Consider the following 17,263-nt stretch of genomic DNA (forward strand, 5'->3'; position numbering starts at 1 on the left):
TTGATACTAATACGACGCTTAAAATTAAAAAATGTTACATTCTTGCTATTTTAAACATCCTCTTTTGTTAAAATTAACAACGGAAATTTGCAGGAATATGCAATTTCTTCTTCAGTAAAATTATTGAGTAAATACTCTAAAAACGAATGATTTTTTTTAATTATTGTTAATAAATCAAATCCATCGTAATTCTTATTGTTTTTTATAGCTTTTAAAAGGCAAGTTTCGTAATCGCTTAATACTTTATGTGTAGCTGCATCAAAATATAAATTAAAAAAAGTTTGGTTGTGCCTGTATTCTTTAGAATTTTTATTGGCCGTAAAATGTAACACCGTTAAACTTGCTTGATGGTTATAAATTATAGTGTTTAAAGCTGCTAAGGTTTCTTGGTTATACAGTGTAATATGGTTGGTTAAAAAGCTAATTTTTTTAGGAACTTTAAACTTACAATCTTTTGGCACCACTAATAATGGTGTTGTACATTGTTTCATTACTCTAACGGTATTACTACCAAATAAAAAACGTTGTAAACCACTAGCGCCTTTAGTACCCATTACAATTAAATCTATATTATGTTTATCTATAATTTGCTTAATAGAATCTATAAAATTATCATAATCAACTATAGCATGAAACGTATGTTTTTCATTCTGTTTAGTTGAAATTATATTCGTTATAATATTTGAAATAGATTTTTTAGCAGCCTTAATAATGGTTGAATATACAGTTGTGGTTGTTGATACTACCATCATATCATCAGAAATAAACGATGAAGCTTTTTGTACATTTAAAACATAAAAATTACAAACCTCATTTTTAAATAGCTCGGTAGCATAATTAATAGCGTTGATAGAATTTTTTGAAAAATCTGTGGGTAAAAGTATAGATTTCATGACTCTAAAGTTTTAAATACACGTAAACTTAACCTTAAAAACGCATAATAACTATGACAATTATCAGTCAAACAAATAGTTACAAACACCTAACAATAAAAATTAGTATAATAATGTAAAGCATTGTATTTTCGGCACAATAAATGTTTATCAATACGTTATAACCATAAACTAATTTTTATGATGCGTTTTTTGCTTCTATCTATTTCGCTTTTATTTATAAACTCTAGTTTAAAAGCGCAAAACAATGCTGTTGCTGCCGGAGAAAAACTGGTTTACACAGCCTCTTACAACATGTCTGGTTTACTTAATGACATTGCTCAGGTAACTTTAGAAACCAGCAACGTACAAACATCTAAAGCCGTTTTATTGCGCCTAAAATGTACCGCCGCCACTTATAGCAAATGGGATAATTTTTTTAAAATTAGAGATTTATATGAAAGCTACGTAAGCCCTAAAACACTTACACCCTATTTATATAAACGTAATATAAATGAAGGCGACTATTTTAAGGCCATGAAGTATACGTATAGCCATAAAACAGGCACTGTAAAATCTGTTCAAACTAAAAAAAATAACAAAGTTGAAAATAAAACCTTTAAAATAAACGCAGGCTCAAAAGATATTGTATCGGCTATTTACAGCCTCAGATTATTAAATTTTGATGCTATGACTAAAGGGCAAAAAAAAACCATTACTATTGTTTTTGATAGAAAAGAAACCAAGGCGTACATAACCTATTTAGGTAAAGAAACTATAGCTACAAATATTGGCACAAAAACATGTCATAAAATTTCAATAGGTAGTCAATCTAACGTATTACAAGGTAGCAATAATAACCAATTATGGTTAACTGCCGATGAAAACAAAATTATGGTTTATGGTAAGTTTAAAATACCTGTTGGTAATGGCGAGCTTAAAATTAAATCGGCTTCAGGCTTAAAACACTAAAATAATTATGAAAAAACTCTTTACAATTTTAGCCGTAATTGCATCTATTTTAGCAATTATTCTTGCTGTTTTACCTGTATCAAAGCTAGCAATAATTCCCTCAGTTTGTGCCTTAATATTTGGTTTATTAGCATTTTATCTTTCAAAAAAAACAGGTGAAGTAAAAAAAATAATTCAGTTTACATTCTTTTTAACCATTATAGCTTTAGCGTTAACAACTTACAAAGCTGTATTTACTAAAACCGAAGTAGCTAATACTGAAGAACTAGAAGCTACTGAAACAAAATCTGAAGAAGATGCTATTGAAGAGTTAGAAGAATTAGAAATTGACGAAGCTGAATTAGAAGACATAGAATTATAACGTCATTTTTAACCAATTACTTAATATTTATAACACTTTAATAATAAATACTTTACTTTTGCAATTATTTTACAAAAAGATATGCAAAAATTATTAGTACTTATGTATACTGCAGCTGTAATTACAGCTTGTAGTTCATCAAAAAACAAAAAAAATATTGAGGTTGAGGCGGCTAATCCTGCTGAGTATGCTAAAACTATTACTTCTGAAGAATTAAAAAACATGCTTTACACCTTTGCCTCCGATGAATTTGAAGGCAGAAAAACAGGCGAACCAGGACAAAAAAAAGCTATAGAATTTATTAAAAACCATTACATAGCTAATAACATAGAGTCTCCAATTGGTGAAGGGGAATATTTTCAAAAAATAACCGCTACTTTTTTTAGAAGCAACATGAAACCATCTGAAAATGTTGTAGCCTACATAAAAGGTGCTGAAAAACCTGATGAAGTTTTAGTAATTTCAGCACATTTAGATCATATTGGAATTTCTAAAAATGGTGAAATTAACAATGGTGCTGATGATGACGGTTCAGGCACAGTAGCTTTATTAGAAATTGCTGAAGCTTTTAAAACAGCTGAAAAAAATGGACATGCGCCTAAACGTTCTATTTTATTTTTACATGTAACTGCCGAAGAAATAGGTTTATTTGGCTCTAGATATTACACAGATTTTGCTCCAATTTTTCCTTTAGAAAATACCATTGCCAATTTAAATATTGATATGGTTGGCCGCATAGACCCAAAGCATGAAAAAAATCCAAATTATTTATATTTAATAGGTGCAGATAAACTAAGTAAAGAGCTCCATAATATTTCTGAAGAAGTAAATAAAAAATACTTTAACATGGAATTTGATTACACGTACAATGACGATAATGATCCTAATAGGTTTTATTACAGATCAGATCATTACAACTTTGCAAAACACAATGTTCCTGTAATATTTTATTTTAATGGTACTCATGCCGATTATCACAGACCTACTGATACACCTGACAAAATTGAATATGATCTTTTAGCAACAAGAGCTCAATTAATTTTTCATACAGCCTGGGAGTTAGCCAACAGAGAAGAACGTGTTAAGCTAGATAAAACAGAGAAAAGCAGTTAGAATTTCTTTTCAAAAAATATCAATAAAAATTGAATACTAAATAAACGCATGTTATTGCGGCTATAAACAAAAGAAGCCCCTCCAAAAAAGGAGAGGCTTTTATTTTGGGTGGAAGATCGGTCTCGAACCGACGACCTCCTGAACCACAATCAGGCGCTCTAACCAACTGAGCTACAACCACCGTGTTGAAAAGCATTTTTGTAATGCGAGTGCAAATGTAATTCATTTCACTTTTACTACAAAGCGTTTTTTAATATTTTAAATAAAATATTTTAAATTATTTTAAATCATATAAACTATTAACCGCTACATAGCGTTCAGTTGTAAAACCTTCAGCATATTCTACACCAATTAATCGGCCTAAATCTCTAGCTCTATATTTTACACTATCGGTAAAGTTTTTACTAGAAATGGGTGTTTCTGGCTCTTTGCTGTTAGCATCAAAAAACTGTGTTTTATAGGCTAAAACAGCTTCCATTTTTTTATCAATAAAACCTGTAACATCAACTACAAAATCTGGTTCTAAATTTTTCCATTGTATATAATGGTAAACATGTTTTGGGCGCCATTGCTTTTGTAAAAGGTTATCAACTTCAGTTTCAATTTTTATTAATCCGCTTAAAAAACAAGCGTCGCTAACTAACTTGCTACCTTTTCCGTGGTCTATATGCCTATCATCAATGGCGTTACATAAAACTACATCGGGTTGATATTTTCGTATTATTTTTATTATTGCTAATTGATGTTCTTTATCATTAGTAAAAAAACCGTCTGCAAATTTTAAATTTTCTCTAACAGCAACTCCTAAAATGTTTTTTGCATCATTTGCTTCGGTAGCTCTGGTTTGTGCTGTACCGCGGGTACCTAATTCGCCTTGCGTTAAATCTAAAATACCAACTTTTTTTCCGTTAGCAATTTCTTTAGCTATAGTAGCACCACAACCTAATTCTACATCATCAGGATGCGCACCAATGGCTAAAATATCTAGTTTCATAACATTAATTTTTGAGCTAAAGAAATAAAATAGTAGCAATAATTACACGTATTTTTCAAAATTTTAAAATTTATTATTAATCTTTATAATTGTATTCTTCTAAATAATTAATAATTACTTAAAAAGTATAATTACGCAAACGTATTCGTTAGTTGTTTCTTCATTTTTTATAAGCTAAATATAACAATAATTAAAAAATTAACAGAATATGCAAAGTATGACTTTAGTCATGATAGATGCCTTATACGGATAGTAATTTTACCTCATAATTAATACTAAAAAAATTCAGGTATGTATTTAATGTTATTCATTTTAGTTGTAACCATCGGGTTATTTGTATGGGGCAAGTTTACGCCAGATATTGTTGCGCTTATATCAATGATTAGTTTGTACTTAACGGGTATTTTAACTGCTTCTGAAACCTTAAGCGGTTTTAGCAACCCAACAGTAATTATGATTGCTGCACTTTTTATTATTGGTGAAGGTATTGCTCAAACCGGTTGGACTGCCATGGCTGGTAAAAAGTTTGTGGAATGGGCAGGTAAAAGTGTTCCAAAATTGTTAGTTATTGTTAGTTTGGGCGCTGGTGTATTATCTGGCTTTGTTAGTAATACTGGTACTGTTGCTACGTTAATGCCTTTAACAATATCATCTGCTTGGAGTATTGGTACATTGCCATCAAAAATGCTAATGCCTGTTGCTTTTGGCTCTAACACTGGTGGTTTATTAACACTTACTGGTACACCACCAAATATTATTGCTAGTAATGCTTTAGTTGAAAATGGTTTTGAAGGATTTTCATTTTTTGAATTTGCACTTATTGGTATACCTCTTTTAATTATTGCTTTGGTGTATTTTAGATATGTTGCTTATAAACTATTACCTAAAAATAAAACTAATAACAAACCTGTCAATATTGATTCTACTTTACACAACTGGATTGAGGCTTACAAAATTAACGACGATTATTACAGATTACGCATCAGGTCTATTTCACCCATGATTAATACAAAACTTAAAAAATGGGATTTAGAAAAAAAATATAATATTACGGTTATTAGACTGAAACGCAGACACCCAAACATGCTTAAAGGTATTCCTCAGTTTGAAGAATTTCCAGATTTAAACACCAAACTTAAATACCATGACATCATTACAGTAAAAGGTAGCACTGAAGCTATTAACAAATTAATGATAGCCTTTAGATTAGGTTTATTACCACTAGAACCCGTTACCGATGAATTAAAACACAACCTTATTAACCAAGAAGTTGGTATGACCGAGGTTATTGTAAACCCTAACTCTATTTTTGTTGGAAGAAAATATAAACTTGGTGATTATTTTAAACGTTTTGGCATTCAATTACTGGCTGCATCTAGAAATAACAAACCACTTTTAGAAAAAGAAATTACAGTTAAAGCTGGTGATGCCTTTTTACTTAGAGGTAGCTGGAGCAGTATTGAAGACTTAAAAAACCAACACGAAAACCTTGTTATTATTGGTAGCCCCGAAGGAATGGCTAAAAATGTTGAAAATTTAAACCATAAATCATACATCGCTTTAGGCTCATTATTACTCATGATTGTTTTTATGGTATTTAAAATAGTTCCGGGCTCTATTGCAGCTTTAATTTCTGCTGGTATTATATTATTAACAGGTTGTATTCCTATGGCTAAAGCCTATAAAGGTATTAGCTGGATAAGCGTTATAATGATAGCCGCAATGATACCAATGGGTATTGCATTACAAAAAACGGGTACTGCCCAAGTAATTGCCAACGCTTTAGTTGATTATTTAGGCTCAATACACCCCATAATGCTGCTAGCTGGTGTGTTTTTATTAACCACAACCTTTAGTCAGGTTATAAATAATTCGGCTACGGCAGTGTTAATGGCTCCTATTGCAATACTTGCTGCAAACTCTTTAAACCTTTCACCCGAACCTTTTATGATTGTAGTAGCTATTAGTGCTTCAACCGCATTTTTAACACCTATTGGTACTACAACAAACGCTATGGTAATGACGGCTGGTGGTTACAAATTTATGGATTACCTAAAAGTTGGCGCACCACTTTTACTCCTATTCTTAATTGTAACGCTTTTATTAGTACCTGTTATTTGGCCATTTTAAATGAATGAATTATGAAAAAATTAAGTTCTATAATTGTTATTATTGTTATTTGTAGTAATGCTTTTTCTCAATCTCCAATTGAAGATAAAATGGGGTCTTGGTTTACTTACGGTGCAAGCTACAGAGTTTCAGATAAAATAAGTATAAGTAACGTTGTTCAATCTTGGCATTATGAAGTGGCAGACAACTTTAATTTCTTATTCACTAGTTTAACATTAAATTACCATGTATCACCAAAATTAACAACATCAGTAGCTTATGGGTGGATGGATATTGATAGTGGATTTAACAAAAATGGTCCGCATACGTTTGAAAACAGAACTTATGAGCAATTGGGGTATAAACACAAATTAGCAAAACTTCCTTTTGATCATAGATTACGCTTAGAGCAGCGTTTTTTAAACAAACCCGCTCCTAAAGACAATATTTTTAATAACCGTATGCGCTACAGATTAGGTACCAAAATTACATTAAACAACACCTTTTTTATACGGTTGAATAATGAGTTTATTTGGACTATTCAAACAAAAGAAAATGATGCCTTTACAGAAAATAGAGCTTACGGGGCTTTGGGTATTAATGTATTTAAAAGCTCCAACATACAGGTAGGTTATTTAAACCGAAAAATTAAAGGTTTAGACCTCCACAGATTGCAACTTGGATTTTTTTACAAATTAGATTTTAGAAAGAAAAATATTTAGTTAGAATTTAGTTTATTCTTGGTAAGACCAGGCAATAAAACGTACTGTTTTATTGCCTGTTTGCATGTTTACAACTTTTACTGTTGTTGCTCCTAATTTTTTTAATGATACTTTTAAACCTCGTATTAAATCTTTTTTTGAAACTAATGATGTATACCAAACACATTGCGTTTTAAACAAAGAACTTTCGTAAATATAATTATGAAGAAATGCTTTTTCACCACCTTCAAACCAAAGTTCGTTATGTGTTCCTGAAAAATTTCTTACAACTTTATCTTCAACAGCAATATCAAGCCCTTTTAACTTTCGTGCGGTAGCTCCAACAGCTTCTTTTTCAGATTTATAAAATGGCGGATTACACATAGAAATCTCAAACTTATCGGTTTCTTTCAAAATTCCTTTTAAAATATGTGTTTTATGTTTTTGAAGTCGCAGTTTAATACACGCATTCAAATTATTTTTATCAATAATTACCTGTGCATTTTTTAAAGATGCTTCATCAATATCTGTGGCCACAAATTGCCAATTATAAACTGCATTTCCAAGTAATGGATAAATACACGTAGCGCCTGTACCAATATCTAAAACTTTAATATCACCGGTAATTTTAGTTTCAAATAACAAATCGTTTAAGTGATGAATATAATCTACTCTACCCGGAATTGGCGGGCATAAATTACCATCAGGAAATTCCCAAAACGTTACATTGTAATGCATAAACAGCAAAGCCGTATTAAGCGCTTTAACCGCCTTAGGGTTTGAAAAATCTAGTGTTTTATTTTGGTATTGATTTTTAAAAACAAACGCACCCAAAGCAGGATACACATTGCATAAAGCCTCTAAATTATAACCATTGTTGTGCTTATTTTGTAAGTGCAATTTCGTTTTCATTTAAATAATTACTTTTTTCAGATACCTCTTTTAAACCAAATACTAGTTTTAATTATCTTGAAATTTTGGCTAGTTAATAGGCATACTCCTCAATATTCCTATAGATGCAAACACCAAATATGGTATTATTAATTGGAAAACACAACACCTTTTTTAGGCTGAAACCAACAATTAAATTATATTCGTTGCTTAAAATTAAAAACATGCTGAAAGCCGTTATTTTTGATATGGATGGCGTTATTATTGATAGCGAACCATTGCACAATAAAGCCTATAACGATATGTTTAATGAAGTTGGTATTGAAGTTTCTAAAGAACTTTATGAATCCTTTACAGGGCAATCTACCATTAATATTTGCAAGCGTTTGGTTGATCATTTTAATTTAAAACAGTCTCCTGAAGCACTTGTTGCATTAAAAAGAAAACATTACAAACAGTTTTTTGAAAACGATTCTGACTTAGAATTAATTGATGGTGTTTTAGATTTAATAAAAGATTACCACAACAATGGTTTAACCTTGGTTTTAGGTTCATCAGCTTCTATGGGTGGCATTAATCAAATTTTTGAACGTTTTAATTTAAACCAATATTTTAAAGCCAAATTAAGTGGTGCCGATTTAAAAGAATCTAAACCCAACCCAGAAATATTTATTAAAGCTGCCGAAGCCGCCGGTGTTAAAAGAAATGAATGCTTTGTTATTGAAGACTCCACAAATGGTGTAAAAGCTGCTCATGCTGCAGGTATTTACTGTGTGGGTTATGATAGTTTCCACTCTAAAAACCAAGATTATTCAAAAGCTAATAAGGTAATTAGCAACTTTAAGGATATTAGTTTTGAAAAGATTAGCAATGAATTAGTATTTGCTAATTCTAATTAGGTTATAATTATGTACTTAACCTTTTCAGACACATGAAACAAAAAAGCAACCTAATCAGGTTGCTTTTTAAATTTATATACAAGTTTGTGTTTTAAACATGCAACGCCCTATCATCAGTTGCAGCTAAAGCCGCTTCTTTAATAGCTTCAGTAAATGTTGGGTGTGCATGAGACATTCTAGAAACATCTTCGGCACTAGCCCTATATTCCATAGCAACAACAGCTTCGGCAATCATATCGGCAGCACGTGCACCAACCATGTGTACACCTAAAATTTCATCGGTGGTTTTATCTGCTAATACTTTCACAAAGCCATCAATATCCATACTTGCTCTACTTCTTCCTAAAGCACGCATTGGAAATTGACCTGTTTTATATGCTACACCAGCTTCTTTTAATTGCTCTTCGGTTTTACCAACAGCTGCAACTTCTGGCCATGTGTAAACTACTCCTGGAATTAAATTATAATCAATATGCGGTTTTTGGCCTGCTAAAGTTTCAGCAACAAACACACCTTCTTCTTCAGCTTTATGGGCTAACATAGCTCCTTTTACAACATCGCCAATAGCATAAATGTTTGAAGCACTAGTTTGTAAATGATCATTTACTTCTACTCTACCTCTATCATCTAATTTAACACCTGCTGCTTCTACATTTAAACCGTCAGTATATGGACGACGTCCAACAGATACTAAACAATAATCTCCTTTAAATTCTACTTCTTCTCCTTTTTTATTATCGGCTTTAACAATAACCTCATCACCAACACGCTCAACAGATTTTACTTTGTGAGAAGCATTAATTTTGAATTTTTGTTTCTTAAGAACTTTATTCAATTCCTTAGAAACACCTGCATCCATAGTTGGTACAATTCTATCAGCATACTCAACTACAGAAACTTCAGCTCCTAAACGTTTGTATACTTGACCAAGCTCTAAACCAATAACACCGCCACCAATAACTATTAAATGCTTTGGAATTTCTTTAAGTTTTAAAGCTTCGGTTGATGTTATGACTCTCTCTTTATCTATACTAATGAAAGGTAAGCTAGATGGCTTACTTCCTGTTGCTATAATGGTGTTTTTAGCTCCAATTTCAGTAGTTTCTTCACCTGAAATTGTAATATGCGTAGCATCTTTAAAGCTTCCTAAGCCTTGATAAACATCAATCTTATTCTTCTTCATTAAAAAGTCTATTCCGCTTGTTGTTTGATCTACAACAGACTGCTTACGCGCAATCATTTTTTCTAAATTTATTTTTACATCACCCGGAATTTCAATACCGTGCTCTTCAAAGTGTTTTATAGCATCTTCATAATGGTGTGAAGAATCTAAAAGTGCTTTACTTGGTATACATCCTACATTTAAACATGTACCACCTAAAGTTGCATATTTTTCAATTATGGCGGTTTTCATTCCTAATTGTGCGCATCTAATAGCAGCAACATATCCACCAGGACCAGAACCAATAACGGCTACATCATATGAATTCATAAACTAATTTTTCTATTTAAAAATTGGTATACCAAAAGTACAAATGTTTTACGGTAAGGCAATGAAAAAGTGCTTTTAAAACACTTTTATGTTTTTTGTTATGTTTGAAACATATAGCAGGCTTGAAAAAAAATTACTCAACTTTTTCTAATTCATTTAAAACCCATTGCAATTCTGCATCTATGTTTTGTTGCCTATGTTGTATGGTTGGTGAAATTTCAACATCGGGCTTAATACCAAAGCCATCGGGTTTTTGTTTGTAAGGTGCCTCAATTTGCATTAATCCCATACGCACTTTTAACTGTGTATTTGGTAGTTTATAATTTTTATAAATGCCGGCTACTGTACCGTTATAGGCGCCTCCAGTTTCTTCGCCAACAAATATTGCTCTTTTTGTGGCTTGCAAATGTGTTGATAGTAATGATGATGCTGAAAACGAATTACCATTAATTAACACATACATATTACCAGTGTAATTAAGCGGATTTGGTTTACCCTTTTTTGCCCACTTAAACTTATAATAAATTTTACCGTTTTCTTTTTTAGTACGTAATAAATTTTGCACCAAAATAACTGGCGATAATAGTCCGCTAAAAACTTTTAACCCAACTGACGATGTATTACTGAATGCATACTTAAAAAAAGGCGTGCGACTTTTTACTTCACTTTTTAAAATAAACTGGTACTCTTTATCAGTTAAATATGAATATAGCTTATTAATTTCTGCAATGCGTCCGCCACCATTATCGCGCAAATCTAAAATGAAATTTTCTGTTTGCAAACTATCCATTTTTGCAAAACTTTCTTGGTAGAATTTTTTATAATTGCCGTTGGTAAAACTTCTAATTTTCATGTATGCTACAGAACTATCTTTACCTATAAAATTAAAATTACGTGTGTATTGTTTTCTCTTTGAAATATAACCATGCTTTTTATTATATTTTTTACGTTTTCTTTTGGCAATTTTTCGTGATTTTTTTTCTGCTTTAGTAAGTTTTGTAGGTGTTTCTTTTTTAAGAGAATCGGTTATTGTTTTTTTATTTTTTTCGTTTTTAGCAATACGTTTTAAGGTTTTAGTAAACACTGAATCGTTTTTTTTAAATGTAACTTGTAAACTATCTAAAAACCCTTTTTCTTTATAATAAAACGTTGTAAAACCTTTACTTACAAACCTGTTATGCAAGGTGGTGTTAAAACCATCGGAAGCAAAACGCGTTTTTAATGTTTTTACTATGTTTTCTGCTGGTTCATTTGCAATACTTAATACTTCGCTACCAACTAATAAGGTGTCTTTTCCGCGGTTTGCCTTTACCCAAAGTTTATTATTTAAATATTCAAAATCTAAATTATAAAACTCAAATTTTTGTTTAAGTAATGCCTTACGCTGTTTTCGTTTAAACCGTTTTGAAACAGAACTCACAGATACATGCCCTTGCTTTACATTAGCCACTACAGGTGCCAATATTTTATAAAACTCACGCGAACTCATAGGTGATTTTATACTGTTTTTTAAGCTATCAAACTTATAACTCAATACTTTTTTGGGCGTATATTGGTATAATCTTGGGTGATGTTTTTGCAGTTGATTGTATAGTTTATCAATATCACTGTGCAAATCTTCAACAGTGTGTAATTTTGTTATTTGTGCGTTATAACTATCAACACTTTTACAAGCATTTAGTTGACAAAAAATAAGGACTAAAAAAAGGAGTTTTCGCATAAATGTATTAATAATATGTGCTAAAAATAATTGTTTAGCTTTTCTTATTAATTATTTTAATAAGATTTTATCATACTTCAAATTAAAAAATTGGTGTATTTTTGTGCCCCATGCAAAAAACGGTAAACATATTAAATAAAAAGGCACGCTTTCAGTATGAAATACTAGATAAGTACACGGCTGGTATTGTACTTAGTGGTACCGAAATTAAATCTATTAGAAACAGTAAAGCATCAATTGCCGAAAGTTTTTGTGAATTTAATGATAGAGGTGAACTTTTTGTAGTTAATATGACTATTGAAGAATACAGTTTTGGCACACATTACAACCATAAACCTAAAGCCACAAGAAAGCTTCTTTTAAACAAAAAAGAATTAAAAAAACTTGAAAAAGAAGTGCAAAATTCTGGTTTAACCATTATTCCTATAAAGCTTTTTATTAATGATAAAGGCTTTGCTAAACTTAACATAGCTCTAGCAAAAGGTAAAAAATTGTATGACAAACGCGAAACTATAAAAGACCGCGACAACAAACGAAACCTAGACCGCATTAAAAAGAGTTTTAAGTAATTATTGGTTAAAATAAAATCAGTATTTTTCGTGTTTGTAATTACAACTTAATACACCATGAAAAATACAGCGTTACTCCTATTATTTTTATTTTCAATTTGTAGTGTAAATGCTCAAAAAAAGGATTCAGAAAAAGAAGGTCCTAAAGTTTTTGGAATTGATACCACAAAGGCGTTTACAATTGATAGTACTATAAAAACATTATATAAAACAATTTCTGGTGAAAAAGGCGAAGCAAGAAACTGGGGCCAATTTAAGTTTTTGTTTTATAAAGATGCCAAGTTAATTCCGTCTGGTAGAAATATAGAACGTGTTTATAAAGCACGCTATTTATCTGCTAATGACTACGTTAAAAACTCAGGAAAATGGTTGGTACAAAACGGATTTATAGAAAAAGAAATAAAACGTGAAGTACAGCAATTTGGAAATTTAGCACACGTTTTTAGCACCTATGAATGCTACAACAGTAAAACTGATGAAAAGCCTTTTATGCGTGGTATTAACAGTATTCAGTTAATGTTTGACGGGAGCCGCTGGTGGATTATAAATATATATTGGACCAACGAAAACAAATTTAACCCTATACCAAGAGCTTATTTGCCAAAACATTAAATTTAATAACCAAAAGCATGTCTAAATTTTACACTGAAATTACTCCTGAACTTCAAACATTTATTGAAAATCAAAAAATATTTTTTGTAGCTACAGCGGCTCATGAAGGTAGAATTAACCTATCACCCAAAGGTTTAGACACGTTTAGAATTACAAATAAAAACACCATTGCATGGTTAAACCTAACCGGTAGTGGTAATGAAACAGCGGCGCATTTACTAAAAAACAACCGCATGACTATTATGTTTTGTGCTTTTGAAGGCAAACCGCTAATTTTAAGATTATATGGCACTGCCAAAATTTACCATGAACGCGATGCGCAATTTAAAAACCATATAACACGTTTTGATAAAATAGCAGGAACACGACAAATTATTGAAATGCATATAGAATCACTACAAACTTCTTGCGGATTTGCAGTACCTTTTATGGATTTTAAAGAAGAACGCCTACAACTAAATAATTGGGCCGAAAAACAAGGTGAAGAAAAAATAAAAAAATACCAAAAAGATAAAAATACTACAAGTATTGACGGTTTTGAAACTGGTCTTTTAAACTAATTTTTTTTGTATTTGAGATATTTAAAACTTCAAACAAAAAACTAATTCTTATCTTCTAGCATTGGTACAAACCTAAACTCGCCAAATTCATGCTGCTCAAACGCTTTAGGGCCTTTTCTTACAAAAAGATTCATAACCTGCACATCATCACCAACAGGAATTACCAAACGTCCGCCAATTTTTAATTGTCCAAGTAAAGGCTTTGGCACAAAAGGTGCGCCAGCAGTTACAATAATACCATCAAATGGGGCTTCATCTGGCAAGCCTTTATAACCATCGCCAAAAATTAGTTTTTTAGCTCTGTAACCTAACTTTGGTAAAAACTTGCTTGTTATTTTAAACAGTTCATTTTGTCTTTCAATACTATAAACTTTGGCTCCTAACTCACACAAAACGGCTGTTTGGTAGCCGCAACCTGTGCCAATTTCTAAAATTTTATCGCCGTTATTAACCTGTAATAATTCTGTTTGAAACGCAACTGTGTATGGCTGAGAAATAGTTTGGTCTGCCGCAATAGGGAACGCTTTATCTTGGTAAGCATGGTCTAAAAAACTAGAATCCATAAATAAATGCCTAGGCACATTACCTATGGCCTTTAAAACGGCTTCATTAACTATTCCTTTGGCTTTTACAACATTAACAAGTTGCTGCCTTAACCCTTTGTGTTTAAAAGTATCTTTCAATATTGTTGGTTGTTTACAAGGCTAAAATTAGTTAAACATTTTAAAGGTTAAAATAATATTATTAATAATTTATTAACGGTAAAAAAATTCTGTATTTAAACTTAAATTTTAACCGCAAATGGTTAAAATCATCTTTTAAATATGTTATTTTTGTTGAAAACGTAATATTATGCTAAACGCTGGTGTACTAGGTGCTGGCCACCTAGGAAAAATACATTTAAGACTTTTAAAACAATCTACTAAATATAATCTTGTTGGCTTTTATGACGCCGATGAAAAAAATGGCAAAAAAGTTGAAAAAGAATTTGGCTATAAGTTCTTTAAATCAATTGATGCGCTTATTGATGCTGTTGATGTTGTTGATATTGTAACACCTACACTATCACACTACGATTGCGCAAAAAAAGCCATTGAAAAAGGGAAACATATTTTTATTGAAAAGCCCATAACCAATACTGTTGAAGAAGCTGAACATATTAGAGAGTTACTTGCCAAACATAATTTAAGAGGTCAAGTAGGCCACGTTGAACGCTTTAACCCTGCGTTTTTAGCTGTAAGAAATGACATAAAATCACCTATGTTTATTGAAACACATAGGCTTGCAGAGTTTAACCCAAGAGGTACCGATGTTCCTGTAGTTTTAGATTTAATGATACATGATATTGATATTATTTTAAGCATTGTACAATCTAAAGTAAAACAAGTATCAGCAAGTGGTGTTTCAGTAATTAGTGACACGCCAGATATTGCCAATGCACGTTTAGAGTTTGAAAACGGTTGCGTTGCCAACCTAACAGCTAGTAGAATTTCGCTTAAAAAAATGCGTAAAGCACGTTTCTTTCAAAAAGACGCTTACATTTCAGTAGATTTTTTAGATAAAAAATGTGAAGTTGTTAAAATGAAAGACGCCCCAGAAAACCCAGGCGATTTTGATATGGTACTTCAAAATGCCGAAGGCGTAAAAAAACAAATATATTTTGATAACCCTAAAATTACTGAAAACAACGCCATTTTAGATGAGTTAGAAGCTTTCGCAAATGCCATTAACACCAACACAACGCCCGTTGTTACACTTCATGATGGCACCGAAGCGCTACGCGTTGCAAACCAAATAATAAATAATTTTTAATTATGAAAAACATTGTTGTTATAGGTGCCGGCACCATGGGTAACGGCATTGCACATACTTTTGCTCAATGTAACTTTAACGTTAAGCTAGTTGATATAAACCAAGTTTCTCTTGATAAAGGCTTAGCTACCATTGCTAAAAATTTAGATAGAATGGTGGCTAAAGAAAAAATTACAGAAGCAGAAAAAACCAAAACACTAAATAATATTACAAGTTTTACTGCTATTGATGACGCTGTAAAAAATGCGCATTTAGTGGTTGAAGCTGCTACCGAAAACATAGACTTAAAACTTAAAATTTTTAAACAATTAGATGGAATTTGTGATGCTGAAACTATTTTAGCAACCAATACATCATCCATTTCAATTACTGAAATTGCAGCAGTAACCAACAGACCAGAAAACGTTATTGGTATGCATTTTATGAATCCGGTACCAATTATGAAATTAGTAGAAGTTATTCGTGGTTACAACACCAGTAACAAAGTAACTAATACCATAATGGCGTTATCAAAAACTTTAGGAAAAGTACCTGTTGAAGTTAATGATTACCCAGGCTTTGTGGCCAACCGTATATTAATGCCAATGCTTAATGAATCTATTGAAACACTTTACAACGGTGTAGCTGGTGTTACAGAAATTGATACGGTTATGAAACTTGGTATGGCACACCCAATGGGCCCATTACAATTAGCAGATTTTATTGGTTTAGATGTGTGTTTATCTATTTTAAACGTTATGTACAACGGCTTTAAAAACCCTAAATACGCTCCTTGCCCACTATTAGTAAATATGGTACGCGCAGGTAAATTAGGTGTAAAATCTGGTGAAGGTTTTTATGATTATTCTGAAAGTAAAAAAGCCGAAAAAATAGCTGCTCAATTTTCAAAATAATGACTATAACACAAAACCTTGAAAATATAAAAGCAACACTACCAAGCCATGTAACCTTGGTAGCCGTTTCAAAAACAAAACCAATTTCTGATATTTTAGAAGCCTACAATGCCAAACAACGCATTTTTGGCGAAAATAAAATACAAGACATGGCCGAAAAACATGAAGCACTACCAAAAGATATACAATGGCATATGATTGGGCATGTGCAACGCAATAAGGTAAAATATATGGCTAGTTTTGTTAGTTTAATTCATGGTGTAGATAATTTTAAATTACTTGCTGAAATTAACAAGCAAGCCCTAAAACACAACCGTGTTATTAATTGTTTGCTTCAAATAAAAATAGCTTCAGAAGATTCTAAATTTGGTATGGCTCCTTCTGAAGCTTCAGAAATATTACAATCTGAAGTCTTTTCAACATTAAAAAACATAAAAATTACGGGTGTTATGGGTATGGCTACATTTACCGATGATACTGTTCAAATTGAAAATGAATTCAAACTATTAAAATCAACATTCAATAATTTAAAAGCTTTTAAAACTGAAAACTGCCAATTAGAAACCATTTCAATGGGTATGAGTGGCGATTATCAATTAGCTATAGCCTGCGGAAGCACTATGGTTAGAGTTGGTAGTAGTATTTTTGGAGCACGTAATTATAGTGAGCAAAATTAAATTTTTAACTTTTAAC

The 17,263-nt window shown here is 31.5% G+C and carries 18 protein-coding genes and 1 tRNA gene; 12 read left to right on the forward strand and 7 right to left on the reverse strand.

The features are described from left to right. Window positions 1-50: 50 nt before the first annotated feature. Window positions 51-893: a universal stress protein gene (locus ACXAG4_RS13670; RefSeq protein ID WP_475296644.1), complete on the reverse strand. Its 843-nt coding sequence runs from the start codon at window positions 891-893 to the stop codon at window positions 51-53. A 180-nt stretch (window positions 894-1,073) separates the two neighbouring features. On the opposite strand from ACXAG4_RS13670, the gene ACXAG4_RS13675 reads away from it, so the two are divergent. The 3 genes from ACXAG4_RS13675 to ACXAG4_RS13685 all read left to right on the forward strand — a co-directional run bounded on the left by ACXAG4_RS13675 (window position 1,074) and on the right by ACXAG4_RS13685 (window position 3,318). Continuing rightward, a complete protein-coding gene (locus ACXAG4_RS13675) occupies window positions 1,074-1,844 on the forward strand; it encodes a DUF3108 domain-containing protein (protein WP_475296645.1) in 771 nt (256 codons plus the stop codon). Window positions 1,845-1,851: 7 nt separating this feature from the next. Then, window positions 1,852-2,205 (forward strand): FUSC family protein, encoded by a 354-nt coding sequence (locus ACXAG4_RS13680; protein WP_475296646.1) that lies wholly within the window; start codon window positions 1,852-1,854, stop codon window positions 2,203-2,205. 81 nt (window positions 2,206-2,286) lie between these two features. After that, the gene (locus ACXAG4_RS13685; protein WP_475296647.1) at window positions 2,287-3,318 is read left to right on the forward strand and encodes a M28 family metallopeptidase; all 1,032 of its coding nucleotides are present in this window, start codon (window positions 2,287-2,289) and stop codon (window positions 3,316-3,318) included. 106 nt (window positions 3,319-3,424) lie between these two features. On the opposite strand, the gene ACXAG4_RS13690 is transcribed toward ACXAG4_RS13685, so the two are convergent. Continuing rightward, window positions 3,425-3,500 (reverse strand) — tRNA-His (locus ACXAG4_RS13690). A gap of 95 nt (window positions 3,501-3,595) precedes the next feature. Next, window positions 3,596-4,312, reverse strand: coding sequence for a bacillithiol biosynthesis deacetylase BshB1 (gene bshB1 / locus ACXAG4_RS13695; RefSeq protein ID WP_475296648.1), 717 nt, complete (start codon window positions 4,310-4,312; stop codon window positions 3,596-3,598). A 291-nt stretch (window positions 4,313-4,603) separates the two neighbouring features. Here bshB1 and ACXAG4_RS13700 point away from each other — a divergent pair, with 291 nt between their 5' ends. Continuing rightward, complete coding sequence (locus tag ACXAG4_RS13700; RefSeq protein ID WP_475296649.1) at window positions 4,604-6,442, forward strand: SLC13 family permease; 1,839 nt, start codon at window positions 4,604-4,606, stop codon at window positions 6,440-6,442. A gap of 11 nt (window positions 6,443-6,453) precedes the next feature. After that, window positions 6,454-7,143 carry a DUF2490 domain-containing protein gene (locus ACXAG4_RS13705; RefSeq protein ID WP_475296650.1) on the forward strand — a complete coding sequence of 230 codons (690 nt, stop codon included), beginning with the start codon at window positions 6,454-6,456 and terminating at the stop codon, window positions 7,141-7,143. 12 nt (window positions 7,144-7,155) lie between these two features. Here ACXAG4_RS13705 and rlmF read toward each other — a convergent pair whose 3' ends face one another. After that, the gene (rlmF, locus tag ACXAG4_RS13710; protein WP_475296651.1) at window positions 7,156-8,034 is read right to left on the reverse strand and encodes a 23S rRNA (adenine(1618)-N(6))-methyltransferase RlmF; all 879 of its coding nucleotides are present in this window, start codon (window positions 8,032-8,034) and stop codon (window positions 7,156-7,158) included. Between the two features lie 203 nt (window positions 8,035-8,237). Between rlmF and ACXAG4_RS13715 the strand changes: the two genes are divergently transcribed. After that, window positions 8,238-8,912 carry an HAD family hydrolase gene (locus ACXAG4_RS13715; RefSeq protein WP_475296863.1) on the forward strand — a complete coding sequence of 225 codons (675 nt, stop codon included), beginning with the start codon at window positions 8,238-8,240 and terminating at the stop codon, window positions 8,910-8,912. A gap of 91 nt (window positions 8,913-9,003) precedes the next feature. Here the strand turns inward: ACXAG4_RS13715 and lpdA are convergent, their stop codons facing one another. Together lpdA and ACXAG4_RS13725 are read right to left on the reverse strand one after the other, a co-directional pair. Continuing rightward, entirely contained in the window at window positions 9,004-10,404 is a 1,401-nt protein-coding gene (gene lpdA, locus ACXAG4_RS13720) for a dihydrolipoyl dehydrogenase (RefSeq protein WP_475296652.1), read from the reverse strand. A gap of 133 nt (window positions 10,405-10,537) precedes the next feature. Then, window positions 10,538-12,124 (reverse strand): S41 family peptidase, encoded by a 1,587-nt coding sequence (locus ACXAG4_RS13725; protein ID WP_475296653.1) that lies wholly within the window; start codon window positions 12,122-12,124, stop codon window positions 10,538-10,540. Window positions 12,125-12,234: 110 nt separating this feature from the next. Between ACXAG4_RS13725 and smpB the strand changes: the two genes are divergently transcribed. Genes smpB through ACXAG4_RS13740 form a run of 3 tightly spaced genes read left to right on the forward strand, consistent with a single transcriptional unit; the run spans window position 12,235 to window position 13,865 of the window. After that, a complete protein-coding gene (smpB, locus tag ACXAG4_RS13730) occupies window positions 12,235-12,693 on the forward strand; it encodes an SsrA-binding protein SmpB (RefSeq protein WP_475296654.1) in 459 nt (152 codons plus the stop codon). A gap of 57 nt (window positions 12,694-12,750) precedes the next feature. Next, window positions 12,751-13,305, forward strand: a complete 555-nt coding sequence (locus ACXAG4_RS13735) for a hypothetical protein (RefSeq protein WP_475296655.1) — start codon at window positions 12,751-12,753, stop codon at window positions 13,303-13,305. Between the two features lie 17 nt (window positions 13,306-13,322). Beyond that, window positions 13,323-13,865 (forward strand): pyridoxamine 5'-phosphate oxidase family protein, encoded by a 543-nt coding sequence (locus ACXAG4_RS13740; protein ID WP_475296656.1) that lies wholly within the window; start codon window positions 13,323-13,325, stop codon window positions 13,863-13,865. A 41-nt stretch (window positions 13,866-13,906) separates the two neighbouring features. Here the strand turns inward: ACXAG4_RS13740 and ACXAG4_RS13745 are convergent, their stop codons facing one another. After that, window positions 13,907-14,548 carry a protein-L-isoaspartate(D-aspartate) O-methyltransferase gene (locus ACXAG4_RS13745; RefSeq protein ID WP_475296657.1) on the reverse strand — a complete coding sequence of 214 codons (642 nt, stop codon included), beginning with the start codon at window positions 14,546-14,548 and terminating at the stop codon, window positions 13,907-13,909. Window positions 14,549-14,717: 169 nt separating this feature from the next. Here ACXAG4_RS13745 and ACXAG4_RS13750 point away from each other — a divergent pair, with 169 nt between their 5' ends. The 3 genes from ACXAG4_RS13750 to ACXAG4_RS13760 are packed head-to-tail and all read left to right on the forward strand — an operon-like array spanning window position 14,718 to window position 17,247. Beyond that, complete coding sequence (locus ACXAG4_RS13750) at window positions 14,718-15,677, forward strand: Gfo/Idh/MocA family protein (RefSeq protein ID WP_475296658.1); 960 nt, start codon at window positions 14,718-14,720, stop codon at window positions 15,675-15,677. Between the two features lie 2 nt (window positions 15,678-15,679). After that, the gene (locus ACXAG4_RS13755) at window positions 15,680-16,570 is read left to right on the forward strand and encodes a 3-hydroxybutyryl-CoA dehydrogenase (protein ID WP_475296659.1); all 891 of its coding nucleotides are present in this window, start codon (window positions 15,680-15,682) and stop codon (window positions 16,568-16,570) included. Continuing rightward, on the forward strand, window positions 16,570-17,247 hold the full coding sequence (locus tag ACXAG4_RS13760) for a YggS family pyridoxal phosphate-dependent enzyme (RefSeq protein WP_475296660.1): 678 nt from the start codon (window positions 16,570-16,572) through the stop codon (window positions 17,245-17,247). Before ACXAG4_RS13755 ends, ACXAG4_RS13760 begins: the two co-directional genes overlap by 1 nt. The last annotated feature ends 16 nt before the right edge of the window (window positions 17,248-17,263 follow it).

The sequence above is a fragment of the Seonamhaeicola sp. ABD4_175 genome (genome assembly GCF_056160885.1).